The sequence below is a fragment of the Undibacterium sp. GW821-FHT11H02 genome (assembly GCF_058808015.1).
This window is the reverse complement of record NZ_JBXARG010000009.1, coordinates 152,189-165,226: the sequence shown is the minus strand read 5'-3', so window position 1 is coordinate 165,226 and position 13,038 is coordinate 152,189. Positions and strand designations below refer to the sequence as shown.

10 protein-coding genes are annotated in these 13,038 nt (G+C 46.5%); 3 read left to right on the top strand and 7 right to left on the bottom strand.

Features of this window, described 5'->3' with window-relative positions:
- Positions 1-44: 44 nt before the first annotated feature.
- From AC1RR2_RS11370 to AC1RR2_RS11360, 3 genes are all read right to left on the bottom strand, one after another.
- Positions 45-758, bottom strand: a complete 714-nt coding sequence (locus AC1RR2_RS11370; protein ID WP_493222367.1) for a DUF6445 family protein — start codon at positions 756-758, stop codon at positions 45-47.
- A 103-nt stretch (positions 759-861) separates the two neighbouring features.
- On the bottom strand, positions 862-2,166 hold the full coding sequence (locus AC1RR2_RS11365) for a metal-dependent hydrolase family protein (RefSeq protein ID WP_493222366.1): 1,305 nt from the start codon (positions 2,164-2,166) through the stop codon (positions 862-864).
- A gap of 176 nt (positions 2,167-2,342) precedes the next feature.
- Positions 2,343-5,306, bottom strand: a complete 2,964-nt coding sequence (locus AC1RR2_RS11360) for a GAF domain-containing protein (RefSeq protein WP_493222365.1) — start codon at positions 5,304-5,306, stop codon at positions 2,343-2,345.
- A gap of 418 nt (positions 5,307-5,724) precedes the next feature.
- Between AC1RR2_RS11360 and AC1RR2_RS11355 the strand changes: the two genes are divergently transcribed.
- Complete coding sequence (locus tag AC1RR2_RS11355) at positions 5,725-6,507, top strand: substrate-binding periplasmic protein (protein ID WP_493222364.1); 783 nt, start codon at positions 5,725-5,727, stop codon at positions 6,505-6,507.
- Positions 6,508-6,708: 201 nt separating this feature from the next.
- Here the strand turns inward: AC1RR2_RS11355 and AC1RR2_RS11350 are convergent, their stop codons facing one another.
- The 4 genes from AC1RR2_RS11350 to prpR form a co-directional block, all read right to left on the bottom strand.
- Entirely contained in the window at positions 6,709-7,701 is a 993-nt protein-coding gene (locus AC1RR2_RS11350; RefSeq protein WP_493222363.1) for a GGDEF domain-containing protein, read from the bottom strand.
- Positions 7,698-8,312, bottom strand: coding sequence for a chemotaxis protein CheC (locus AC1RR2_RS11345; protein ID WP_493222362.1), 615 nt, complete (start codon positions 8,310-8,312; stop codon positions 7,698-7,700). The genes AC1RR2_RS11350 and AC1RR2_RS11345 overlap by 4 nt, the downstream gene beginning before the upstream one ends.
- A 2-nt stretch (positions 8,313-8,314) precedes the next feature.
- A complete protein-coding gene (locus AC1RR2_RS11340; RefSeq protein ID WP_493222361.1) occupies positions 8,315-8,692 on the bottom strand; it encodes a response regulator transcription factor in 378 nt (125 codons plus the stop codon).
- 213 nt (positions 8,693-8,905) lie between these two features.
- Positions 8,906-10,531, bottom strand: coding sequence for a propionate catabolism operon regulatory protein PrpR (gene prpR / locus AC1RR2_RS11335; RefSeq protein WP_493222360.1), 1,626 nt, complete (start codon positions 10,529-10,531; stop codon positions 8,906-8,908).
- 244 nt (positions 10,532-10,775) lie between these two features.
- Between prpR and prpB the strand changes: the two genes are divergently transcribed.
- Together prpB and prpC are read left to right on the top strand one after the other, a co-directional pair.
- Positions 10,776-11,666, top strand: coding sequence for a methylisocitrate lyase (gene prpB / locus AC1RR2_RS11330; RefSeq protein ID WP_493222359.1), 891 nt, complete (start codon positions 10,776-10,778; stop codon positions 11,664-11,666).
- 103 nt (positions 11,667-11,769) lie between these two features.
- Complete coding sequence (gene prpC, locus AC1RR2_RS11325; RefSeq protein WP_493222358.1) at positions 11,770-12,924, top strand: bifunctional 2-methylcitrate synthase/citrate synthase; 1,155 nt, start codon at positions 11,770-11,772, stop codon at positions 12,922-12,924.
- The last annotated feature ends 114 nt before the right edge of the window (positions 12,925-13,038 follow it).

Sequence of the window (13,038 nt, the reverse complement as noted above, 5' to 3'; positions counted from 1 at the left end):
TTCTTCTCCGCTGTGTTGATGCTATTTTTACGCCAAAAATAGCATCAACTTTCATCTTCCGTCATCCAGAAAAATACTGTTGTCAGCCTTTTCTCACGTAATTCTTTACCGAAATAGCCGGTAGCACAGTGGACTAAATTTGCCTTGTATAAAATCATGCGATTGAATACATTGTCGACTCGCAAATCTTCGTACCAGGCTTGTATCGGTAGTGCCCTTACTTTCAGCGCATCGACCAGATTATTGTGAGGTGCTAATACGATGTTGCCGCCGATAGCCCCATTCGGATAACGCAGTCTGCAAAAACTGGTACCAGAATTGGGTGCTGGATTCGGGCTGAGATAAATGACGCAAGCGTAGCGACATAAACGGCGACTATCTGTATGTGGATGAGAAGTGCTTTCTGTTGCGCCGACCAATTGCGCGACATTGCAATCGAGGCGCAGACCACCTGGTGGTTGCTCCATCCATAGTTTGTCTTTGCCAATTAAGCGTTTCACTAGCGTTTCAACTTGTTGCAACTCATCTTTGTTTAAAGCGCCGTGAAAACGCATGCCAGGCCAGCTTTCTGGTTGGTAGGGCGCGCCGTATTCCCACTGCGTATGCTTGAAACAACGCTCTGCAATTTCTTCTGCATTGGCTAAGACGTTGTCGACGATCCAATAATTTTTCCCGTGCTCCAATTTTTCGTAAAGCAACTTGGGTGCGATGTGAGGAATGGCAGCTAAGACGGCATCTGGGGCGGGTAGGGGCAGCATGGAAAAATAAAGATAGAGTTTGTTAAGAATTACTGCAAAAAATCAATTAGAAATCAGAGTGAAAAACGGATCACTCTGATGTCTATTGCGTTATTGAGGTATTTTATTTCTGTTCAGGTTTTTTATATACCACGCCATCTTTCATGACGAAGTCTATTTTTTCTAACAGTGTGATATCGCTCAAAGGATCGCCTTTCACAGCGATGATATCGGCAGCATAATTGGGTTCGATGGAACCCAAACGTTTGGACTGATTTAATAATTCGGCAGCACCCAAAGTCGCACTGCGTACCGCTGCTAAAGGTGACATACCAGCCTCTACCATGTAACGGAACTCTTTGGCGTTTTCACCATTAGGAAACACGCCAGCGTCCGTGCCGAAGGCGATATTGACACCCGCTTTCACTGCACGCGCAAATGTAGCTTGAATTAAGGGGCCGATGGCTGCCGCTTTGGGTTGAACTACGGGAGAAAAGTAATTCGGAATTTTTGCTTTTTCGGCGACAAATTTGCCCGCCGAAATGGTCGGAACATACCAGGCGCCCATTTTCTTAAATAAGGCAATTGCCTCGTCATCCATGTAAGTGCCATGCTCTATCGAGTCGATGCCGGCCCGTAATGCGCGTTTGATGCCTTCATTACCATGAGCGTGGGCTGCAACGCGAAAGCCATAGTCTTTAGCGGTGCTAATAATTGCCCGTAACTCTTCGTCGGTGAATTGGCTATTCTGACCACTCGCTGCCTGGCTTAAAACGCCACCAGTGGCTGTGATTTTGATTAAATCTGCACCTTCCTGGTAGCGACTGCGCACGGCTTCGCGCGCCGTATCGGCGCTATTGATGACGCCATTTTCAGGGCCAGGTTTGCCCTTGGCTTGGCGCATGGCCATCGATAATCCATTCGATGGATCGGCATGGCCGCCCGTTGTGCCGATTGCTTTTCCTGCCGTGAACATACGGGGGCCGACGATAGAACCATTTTCGATAGCACGCTTCATGGCGACGTTCAAACCATCAGCAGCGCCCAAGTCACGCACGGTCGTAAAGCCTGCCATCAAAGTACGTTCGGCCAGTTTGGTTGAGCTGTATGCATAGTCAATCGCGTCGAGACTGAGTGCATTTCTGAATTGTTCGACTTGTGGTTTGGGATCGTCGGACAAATGCACGTGCATATCCATTAAGCCGGGCAGGCAGGCGTAATTACTCAAGTCGATATTGGATGGACCTGATTGCATTGCAGTGATGGATTTTACGGTATTGTTTTCGATGGTGATGCTGACCCGTTCACGCCATACGCCTGCTTTCACGTCGAGCAATTTTCCACAGTTAATTACGGTAGTGCCCGCCACGGAGGACGCGCTTATAGCCATGGTGGCGATTAGAAAGGCAAGTTTGCTTGGCTTAGTCATAGAGTTATATTTTTTAGGTTGAGTGGAAAGAGCGCTATGAAAGCGCCAGACTGGGATAATGCGACTTTTTTTGAATCTGCGAAAGCTTTGACATCGAATGCTGGGCTTTTTTTTGTATGGGTGTTGTAAATGTTCGAATAGGCTCGAAAGTGATGCTTGCTTACCTTTATTCAGCCTTAGTGCAGTTCTAAATCCAAATAGAAATTGGCACCGTTGGTGCGACCGCTTTCAAAGTTGAGGCTGCCATTCATTGCCTCCATTAATTCCCGGCTGATCGCCAGGCCTAGCCCGGTGCCTCCGAGTTTTCGCGTATCGGAAGAATCTGCCTGTACAAATTTTTGAAAGAGTCGCCCCTCGAATTCTGGGGGAATACCCGATCCCTGATCGATCACTGAAACTCGAACTTGGTTTCCATGTTGCGCTACATGGATAGAGACATTGCCGTGATTGGGAGAATATTTGATTGCGTTGGAAATCAGATTTGACATCACTTGTAAGAAACGGTTTTGGTCTATGATGACAATCGCATCTTTGCATGAATTGTCTATCGTAATCGAAATCATTCTTTCTATGCCGGCGGCAAGATTACTTTCTGAGGCCATGCTCAGGACACTGGCTAATTCTATTCTTTGAAGATTAAATTGCATTTTCCCAGCAGATAATTTTTCCATATCTAACAAGTCATTGATCAGATAACTTAGGCGCTGACTGTTCTTGTGCGCGATGTGTAACATGGATTTTATTTTCTCAGGCAGATCGCCCACCACACCGCCAACGATCAGACCCAGCGCGCCGGAAATCGACGTGAGCGGGGTGCGTAGTTCATGGCTGACTGTCGAGATAAATTCGCTCTTCATGGTGTCTATGCGTTTTCTTTCGCTAATGTCTTGTATCGTGCCGTACAGCCGTTCGCAATGACCTTCACTAAACTGCGTCAATCCTAAAACGCGCACCCAACGCTCATGTCCTTCCGCTGTCACTATGCGTAATTCCGTGTCAAAACTGGTGCCAGTTTTGATCGCATTCTGTATATGGGCTTGCATCGTCTGACGATCCTTTCCTGCTTGATAGAATTGAATCGCTTGATCCATACTGCAAGAAAAGTTCCGCGGCACTTCATGAATTTGTTCCGTAACGCTACTCCATTTGGTGTGAGAGTTTCTTAGATCAATTTCCCAGGTGCCTATGCGCGCAGCCTTGTTCGATTGCTCTAGTAAATTAATGGTGTGCGCTAATTGTTCTTGAGCCTGCTTCTGCGATGAAATATCCGCATGGCTGCCCGACATCAAGAGTGGTCTTCCATCAGGAGTTCTGCTGACCAGACATCCGCGGTCTAGTATCCATACCCAATGTCCCGCTTTGTGACGCATGCGACTGGCTAATTCGTAGTAATCAAGCTCACCATTAAAATGCTTCTGTAACAGTATTTCCGATTGCTTGGCGTCTTCCGGATGGACAAGTTTGTTCCAAGTCTCAATACTAACCGGTGCCAGTTCTTCTAAACTGTATCCTACAATCTCAGCCCAGCGGTCGTTGTAGCTGGCTTCGCCTGTTTGAACATTCCATTCCCACGTGCCTATGTTCGTGCCTTTAATTATATCGGCCAAGCGGCGTTCGCTATCGAGGTGCTGCGCTTGAACGCGAGCGGCTTGAATTAACTGTGCGATGGTGAGTAAGATAGGTTGTAAGAATTCAACTAGCTCCGGCTTGTAGCCGAATGGGCGGTTAGCGATACCTACCGTGGCGATTAAAGTATCGTCGTAATAGATAGGCAAGCCTAGGAAGCTATGAATGGTAGGGTGAATCGAGGTGCCTTGTATTTTATTGTCGGTCAAATCATTTGAAATGATGACTGAATTGGACCTGATGGCAGCACCAAAAAGTTCATCAAGATCGGTCAATTTTATGCTTTGCGTAGTGCTATTACTGACGGACTGTCCGGTCAGATTTTTTTCTGGCGTTTGATTGATACTAAGTAGCTGGAGATGGGTACCCGACTTAGCATCTTGAAAGACTTCCCCGATGAATCCATAACTGCTATCGGTCAATGCCAAAATATCCTGCAATAAGCTGGTGAAGCCGGCGCTGTGCTCCTGACTATGAATAAATTTTGCTTGCGCATTTGAAATGACCTGTGCCAGACGTTGTTGTAATTTGAGTGAACTGGCTAACTCCCATTCGTGAATTTTATTCGTGGCCCATTCTGCAAATAGTTTGATAAATTCTATTTCAACTTGGGTGAAATACGCGGGATCCTTGGGCTTAGGGTCTGAAAAAACCAGACTTCCAAATGAAGCACTGTTGACCCTGATAGGGATACCAATATAACTATCGACTGGCATAGGTGAATTTTTTGCCAGTGCTGCATGTCGAGTCGCGCTTACCTGCGGCAATAAAGTCAGTTCATTACTTAACAAGGTTACTGAGCATAAAGTCTGATCTAGTGGTAGCAGGGAGCCTTCATACTGGAAATCAGGATTCCATTGGACTATCACTTCGCAATCCGTGCTACGTGCGCGATTAATCATACCGTTAGACATGGAAAGAAAGTCGCATGCTAATTTGAGTGCTTGTCTGATTAATTCCTGGTAATCCAAGTCACTTAATGAGGATATCTTGGTCAGCGCCAATAGCGCCATGTGTTGCTGATTCTGTTGAAACCGGTTGATTTCTTGTTCTACGCAATCTGCCAGATCGCGTAAAGAGCGTAATTCGGCGATACTCAAGCTACGCGCTTTGCTGTCAATGATGCATAGGGTTCCAATACTATTCTCACCATCTGGACGTAGTGGAGCGCCCGCATAGAAGCGTATGTGCGGTGCGCCTAAGACCAAGGGATTATCAGAAAAGCGCGGATCCTTGAGTGCGTTGGGAATATGAAAAATATCTCGCTCTAGAATGGCATGACCACAAAATGAAATATCTCGATCAGTCTCACAAGCGGTCAAGCCTTGGCGAGATTTAAACCACTGACGGTTAGTATCGATCAGAGAAACCAAGGCAATTTCCACACCAAACATGTGTTGCGCCAAGCGTGTCAGCCTATCAAAACGTTCTTCTGGTAGTGTGTCCAGAATATTCAGATCGACCAATGCCTGCAGGCGCTTATCCTCATTCAGCGGAATTGTTGGTGATTCCATGCACGTCACTCCATTCTTGGATCAATGCAGCAATTGAATTTTGACTTTGTAGTGTGTTTGCCCTCAAGAGTCGATTCAGCGCTAGTCCGATCACATTAAAAACGAAACTAGATTTCCTGGGTGGGCAGGCAAGTATTATGCGACAACAACTCGAGTATCTATCAAGAAATGCTCTATAGCAAGAGATACTATAGACTGATCTCTGGGCTTATCAGGTAGAAGGTTTAATTTTGAATAAGGAGTAGTGAACCGTGAACCAGAGCTAAGTCTGAATGTTTTCATTTAGCTACCTACTTTGGTGTAGGCGAGCTGTTTTGCTAGTCTGAGATATTTGTGTAATTGGCAGCCTTTCTTGCTCAAAAATCTGGCAACTGCGATACTGCGGGCTGTATTCATTTATCCGGTTTAATTCATGGCTATGTCTCGCCTTTTTTCAGCATGTTTGGTTTTGGTATTTTTGTTGTTGTCACCGAGCAGTTTTGCAAATGATCAAAAATTAGTGCGTCTTTTTTTGCAAGAAAATCTAGACGCCGAAGGCAAACAGATTCCTTTAGATCCAAAGCTACTTGAGATTTTGGCGTATTTTGAGCGCGAAACGCGGTTAAAATTTGAGCCCATTATTTTGCCTTGGAAACGTGCTCAATTTGAAACTTTGGATGGGAAGGGAATTATCTATGGATTCTCTCGCTCGCCAGAGCGTATCAAACAGTATTATTTTTCTGTGCCAGTGATAACGGAAAAAGTTTGGGGTGTTACTTATGGTCGCCCTAAACCCAATTACAAGAGCGTGCAAGATTTGCGTGGCAAGATTGTCAGTACCGGACGCGGATTTAGTCACGGCATGGAATTTGATCAGGCACGTGATGTGATTTTTACAGTGCAAGAAGATTCGGCCTCCACCATCTCTCGCTTCAAGAAATTGATGGCAAAACGTAGCGACTTAATGGTGTGGCCAGTGCGTGGCTACCAGCATCACGATGAAGTCGAGGAATATATCAATCGAGTCGTTGTCAAAGAGTCTAATGATCCCGAATTAAAGGGCAAGCACTTTGACGTTTCAGATCTGCCATTATTTTACGACACGACTCATTTCGCCAGTGCAAAGGGCAAGTACGAAGATGTGATTGCGAAGATAGATAAGGCAATCATGCGCGGTACAAAAAATGGCAGTTTGGCGAAAGTCCTACGTGGCTATCATTAAACCGAGATTTTCCTTTAGGCGCGCCGAAGGCGCTATTTGAGTGCCGAGGGCGCATTTTCGGTCATTTTTGTTGCTCTTCGTTGCCAATAGCTCGCTATTAGCGCCTCATTCGTACCAAAACTGCCTCGAAAAGTGCATCCCTCGTCATCTCAAATCCTAATGGAAAATCTCGGTTAAACGCTTGTTTGGTTTGCCAGCTTCTTAGCTTATTTCCTGTACCCGCTGTTTATGGGCAATTAGCGTATCTAAAGCTAAGAAACAAGCCTGATTTCGACCTTGTTGCTTGGCCTTGTATAGAGCCGTATCGGCAGCATCAATCAGTGCCGACACTTCGCGATGCTGGTTAGGGTCATAGGTGCTCAGACCTATACTTATGCTGATGACTTTATCGCCTTTGGATTTTAAATGTGGCAATTGCAATTCAGTGACTGCCGCGATCAATTTTTCCGCAAAATGTAAGCCATGTTCTTCCGTCATATTCGGCAAGACTAAAACAAATTCTTCGCCGCCATAGCGTGCCAACATGTCTGAAGAGCGCGATATTTGTGCTTTCAAGGTGGCGGCGACTTTGATGAGAATCTTATCCCCAGCAGGATGCCCGTAGTAATCATTGTATTGTTTGAAGTAATCAATATCCACCATGAAGATAGAGAGTGGATGCTTTTGACGTATAGCCTGTCCTAAGGCAATTTTGTAATGTTCATCAAAGAAACGGCGGTTATGCAGCCCGGTCAAACTATCGGTCGTCGCATCTTTTTTGAGCACTTCTGAATGTGAGCGCAACATTTTTTCACGGCGTATGGAGGTGCTGGAATCAGTGACTTGAATTAAAAAACAAGTTTGAGCTGAATCCGCAGTGAGGGCTGTGATGGTGATGGACTGATGTATCGGAATTGATGCGTCAAGGCCCTCGTCTTCGGTATAAAGCGGCAAGGGCGCTCTATGCAAGGCGTTCGATAATATGACCGGCAAGCCATAGGTAATACAATTTTTCAGTGCATTGGTGAAAGCGGTGCTAGGCGCAGTGGCAAACACTGTGTTGATCGTTTGTTGTAAGGCGATATCAGAGGCGATCCCAGAATGTTTTTCCATCCAGTCGTTCCACATCAAAATCTTGGTATCCGCATCAACGACGACTAATCCCATATTAATGCTGTTTAGAATCTGGCTATGATAAACCGCTATCGAACTCATTCTATCTTTCCTAAAAATTGCTCTATATGTTCAACTAAACTGCGTAGTGACATAGAACTCAGTAAGAAAATTAAATGCCCCTCTGAGTGACGTTTTTCGATAGACAGATCAATGTGTAGCACCAACACATAAGGTTGTTCGTCGGAGCTGCGTAAGCTCTTAAATATTTCATCAGTCGAGGCAATTTTATAGTCAGGTAAAGAACTATTTAAGGAGATATGTAACATATCCGCCATCGCCGACAGGCAGGCATTGAGAATAATATTGCCGAGCTCACACATGGCCTCTTGCTCGAACTCTGCCAATTCTTCTATGCTCATTTGTGAGCCCATCATGTCACGCACTATTTCCAGCGCATGACTTTCGGTAAAAAGTAATAAGGCCTGGGCATCAAATGGCCCCGAGAAGTGTTGGCTCACGACGCCAAACTTAAGATTCGTGAGCTCCATGATACTGGCGTTAATTTCTGAAGATTTTTTCACTTCTATCGAAGGCACCGATAACTTAACTTCGTCACCGACGATTTCGCTTAAGCTTGCCGCAGCGCGTCCAGCGCCTACGTTAAAGACTTCAGCCAGTGCATCCAGGTGTAATTCACTCAGAGTATCCACGGTTATCCTAAAAAATAACGTAAGGCTTCGGCTATCGATTTTTCAGTGATGGGCTTGGCGACAAAGATTGCCCCCATCGCTGCGGTTCTTTCCTGGAAGCTCTCTTGTATATTGGCAGAAAAAATCACAACACGACTGCCTGGCAATTCTTTTAAAATTTGTTCTGCGGCATCGGTGCCTAAGATGCCTGGCATATTGATGTCCATAGTGCAAAAATCAGGCTTTTGAGCAAGCGCAACAGCAATGCCTTCTGTGCCATTGGCCGCTTCTAGGATCTCCCAGTCTGGATGAACATCTAAAATTCGAGCCCGGATAATCATACGAGATACTTTGCTATCATCAACGATCAGCAGTTTTTTTACTGGCGTAGTGCTTGTCATTTTGTTTTCCGTTCGTGGCCTGTCGTGGGCAGTAATGGCTTTCTCAGCCTGCAATGATGGGTGAAGATTTACCGTGAGTGCTGAGGATCACTTGAACTTATTGATATCTATGCTCATATTTTACCCTAAGCAATACCACCTAAGGTCTTCGATGATTTGTGTTAACGCAAAAATGTCGGAATATTTGTTATTTATTGTTTCTTAAGTGATTGCTCAAATTGATTTCGCGGTTTTTAGTTTGCGCCATAAGGTAGTGCGGCTGATCCCTAAATGTGCGGCTACTGCCTCACGATTATTGTTGAATTTTTGCATTAGAAAATCAAGTGATTTATCGTCCGCAAGCGATTCATCCACGGGTGTTGATGAGACTTTGGTGACCTCTTTAAACATCTCGTTTCGCTGTAGCTCTGGAAGCAATTTGACAATCAGCGCAGGTGTGATTGCTTGTAAGGGCGTGGCGGCCAGAAATAATGCGACTCTCTCCATGACATTGCGTAATTCACGTACATTGCCAGGCCAGTCATAGAGTTGCAACAAACTTTCACAGCGCATTACTTCCGCATGCAAGTTGGGATGTGGACGACTACCTATGGCCGCTGATGCTTGTTTTAAACTCCATTGCGCTAATGGCACCAAGTCTTCTGGACGTTCACGTAGGGCAGGCAAGCGCAATCGTAATACTGCTAAGCGATAAAATAAATCGGCCCGGAAACGTCCTTCGCCTATTCTTTGTTCCAGATTGCAATGGGTCGCACTGATGATGCGTACATCGACAGCAATCGGGTGCACGCCGCCAACCCGTACAATTTCTTTTTCCTCCAACACGCGAAGTAAGCGAGTTTGCAAGCTAATTGGCATTTCACCTATCTCGTCAAGAAAAAGTGTGCCGCGATGTGCAGCCTCAAATAAGCCAGCATGTCCACCGCGTCGGGAACCAGTGAAGGCGCCTTCCTCATAGCCGAATAGTTCAGACTCGAGCAAAGATTCGGCAATCGCGCCGCAGTTGACGGCAACAAAGGCCTGGCGCGCTCGTGGACTCTCCTTGTGAATAGCTTGTGCCGCCAATTCCTTGCCGGTACCGGTTTCGCCTTGTAGCAGGACAGTCGCAGGCGAGCGAGCATACAACATGATGGTTTTTCTGACTTCTTGCATCGCTGGCGAATCGCCGCGCAAGTCATTGATACTGTGACGTGCACGTAGTTCACCAACCGACTTTTGACGCCCCTTGGAAGCTTCCAGTCGTGTCAAACGGGCGATTTCGATGGCGTCATCAAAGGCGAGCCGAATCGAGCCAGCGGAATACATGAAAATCCCAGTGAGACCGGCTTCCTCGGCCAAATCGGTAATTAGTCCGGCACCCACGATGGCTTTGATTCCCATCGCTTTGAGCTCGCTGATTTGCGCTTTCGCATCTTCTTCGGTGACATAGGTGCGTTGCTCAACTTGGAAACCAAAGGTGGTTTTAAAATCAGCTAATTCCGGCATCGTTTCTTGATACGTAACGATCGCTATTTTTGACGACACTTTGCGCGCGCGCGCCAAAGCTTGCATCACATCAAAGCCGCTGGCTTTGGCAATGACCACAGGCACTGGCAGGCGATTTTTGAGATACGCGCCATTTGAGCCTGCCGCAATCACTGCATCACAAGGTTCTGTCTGTAATCGCTCACGCAGGGTTTGCGCCGCTTCTTCGAAGCCCAAGTGTATGGGCTCAATATCGGCACTGGCATCGTATTCCACCATGATGTCGCGGAATAAATCAAACAGGCGCGAGATAGAAACGGTCCAAATGATGGGCTTGTCTTGTGGGTCGCGTGGAATGGGTGGGCGTCGGCTCATGATGTTTCAGTGTTCGTGTGATATTGTTTTGTGGTGTTTCATTTATGTTTCAATCGCGTTTCAATTGCCTAAGTAATGAAACGCTATTATGAAACATATCCTACTTCCATGCTCAAGTATCTGTCGGATGGTTTGATTTTAAGTGATTGATTCTTAAAGTATCTGTTGTTTATGAGTAGGGACTTGTTCAAGACTGGCACGCGCTTTGCAATAGCACATGCATCCAACATATAAGGAAACCAACATGTCTCAATATTCCGCAGGTGCCGCCTTCCGCAAGGCGATGCAAGAAGAATCTCCACTACAAGTAGTGGGTGCGATTAACGCCAATCATGCTTTGTTAGCGAAACGCGCTGGTTTTAAAGCGATCTATTTGTCTGGCGGCGGCGTGGCTGCTGGATCGCTGGGTTTGCCAGATTTGGGCATTTCCAATTTGGACGATGTCTTGACCGATGTCCGCCGTATCACAGACGTGTGTGATTTGCCTTTGCTGGTCGACGTCGATACCGGTTTCGGTTCGTCGGCTTTCAATGTGGCGCGTACCGTGAAGTCTATGATCAAATTTGGCGCAGCTGCCATGCATATCGAAGATCAAGTCGGTGCCAAGCGTTGCGGTCATCGTCCGGGTAAAGAAATCGTCAGCAAACAAGAAATGGTTGATCGCGTAAAAGCCGCCGTCGATGCACGTACTGATGAAAACTTCGTCATCATGGCGCGCACCGATGCGCTTGCGGTGGAAGGTTTGGAAGCGGCGATTGACCGTGCTTTGGCGTGTGTTGAAGCCGGTGCAGACATGATCTTCCCAGAAGCGATTACCCAACTCGATATGTACAAGCAATTTGCCAACGCAGTCAAGGTGCCTATTCTCGCCAACATCACCGAATTTGGCTCCACACCTTTGTACACAGTCGAAGAGTTGGCGTCTGCAGATGTCGGTTTGGTGTTGTATCCACTCAGCGCCTTCCGTGCCATGAATAAAGCCGCAGAAAACGTCTACACCGCGATTCGTCGTGATGGTACGCAGAAGAATGTGGTCGATACGATGCAAACGCGTATGGAATTGTATGAGCGTATTAACTATCACGACTTTGAACAGAAGTTAGATGCTTTGTTTGCGCAACAAAAAGCGAAATAAACGAAAAGCCTCGCCGCGGAGGTGCAGAGGTCGCAGAGACGGAAATTAAGAAACTCTGCGTGCTCTGCGCCTCTGCGGTTCAAAAAAATCAATGGAGAAAGAAATGACCACACAAGAAAACCCAACATTTAAACCAAAAAAATCCGTTGCCTTATCTGGCGTTGCTGCTGGCAATACGGCGCTGTGTAGCGTAGGTAAAACAGGTAACGATCTGCACTATCGCGGTTACGATATTTTAGACGTGGCAGACAATTGCGAATTTGAAGAAATCGCGCATTTGTTGGTACACGGTAAATTGCCAACAGCGGCTGAATTATCTGCCTACAAAGCAAAATTAAAATCCCTGCGCGGCTTGCCTGCGAATTTGAAATTGGCCTTGGAAGCTCTGCCAGCATCATCGCATCCTATGGATGTCATGCGCACGGGCTCATCCGTACTAGGTTGCACCTTGCCAGAAAAAGACGATCACAATACCCCAGGTGCACGTGATATTGCCGACCGCTTGATGGCGTCTTTCGGTTCTATGCTTTTGTATTGGTACCACTTCAGTCACAACGGCAAGCGCATCGAAGTTGAAACCGATGATGATTCTATCGGTGGTCACTTCCTCCATTTATTGCACGGTGAAAAACCAAAAGCATCTTGGGTTCGCGCCATGCATACATCCTTGATTCTGTACGCGGAACACGAATTCAATGCATCGACTTTCACTAGCCGCGTGATTGCGGGTACGGGTTCCGATATTCATTCCGCTATCACCGGTGCAATCGGTGCATTGCGTGGACCTAAACACGGCGGCGCGAATGAAGTCGCGTTTGAAATCCAAAAACGCTATGACAATCCAGACGAAGCAGAAGCCGATATCAAACGTCGTGTTGAAAATAAAGAAGTGGTGATTGGTTTTGGTCACCCTGTGTACACGGTCTCTGATCCACGTAATAAAGTCATCAAAGAAGTCGCGCGTACTTTGTCGGTCGAAGCTGGCTCCACCAAAATGTACGACATCGCAGAACGTTTAGAAACAGTGATGTGGGACATCAAAAAAATGTTCCCGAATTTGGACTGGTTCTCGGCTGTGTCATACCACGTGATGGGCGTACCAACCGCGATGTTCACACCTTTGTTCGTGATCGCACGGACATCTGGCTGGTCGGCACACATCATTGAACAACGTATCGACAACAAGATCATTCGTCCGAGTGCGAATTATGTAGGGCCTGAGGATTTGGCGTTTGTGGCTTTGAAGGACCGTAAGTAAATTATTGAATGTTTTGAAAACCCCTCAACGCCGAGGCGCCGAGACACAGAGGAGCGCAGAGAAAATCATGTTCTTGCTTCTGGGATATGGCACAGGAAGAGAACGAAACTGTTT

Bases quoted from the DNA above. Each gene is read 5' to 3' on its own strand.
- AC1RR2_RS11370 (WP_493222367.1), bottom strand. From the start codon at position 758: ATGCTGCCCCTACCCGCCCCAGATGCCGTCTTAGCTGCCATTCCTCAC.
- AC1RR2_RS11365 (WP_493222366.1), bottom strand. From the start codon at position 2,166: ATGACTAAGCCAAGCAAACTTGCCTTTCTAATCGCCACCATGGCTATA.
- AC1RR2_RS11360 (WP_493222365.1), bottom strand. From the start codon at position 5,306: ATGGAATCACCAACAATTCCGCTGAATGAGGATAAGCGCCTGCAGGCA.
- AC1RR2_RS11355 (WP_493222364.1), top strand. From the start codon at position 5,725: ATGTCTCGCCTTTTTTCAGCATGTTTGGTTTTGGTATTTTTGTTGTTG.
- AC1RR2_RS11350 (WP_493222363.1), bottom strand. From the start codon at position 7,701: ATGAGTTCGATAGCGGTTTATCATAGCCAGATTCTAAACAGCATTAAT.
- AC1RR2_RS11340 (WP_493222361.1), bottom strand. From the start codon at position 8,692: ATGACAAGCACTACGCCAGTAAAAAAACTGCTGATCGTTGATGATAGC.
- prpR (WP_493222360.1), bottom strand. From the start codon at position 10,531: ATGAGCCGACGCCCACCCATTCCACGCGACCCACAAGACAAGCCCATC.
- prpB (WP_493222359.1), top strand. From the start codon at position 10,776: ATGTCTCAATATTCCGCAGGTGCCGCCTTCCGCAAGGCGATGCAAGAA.
- prpC (WP_493222358.1), top strand. From the start codon at position 11,770: ATGACCACACAAGAAAACCCAACATTTAAACCAAAAAAATCCGTTGCC.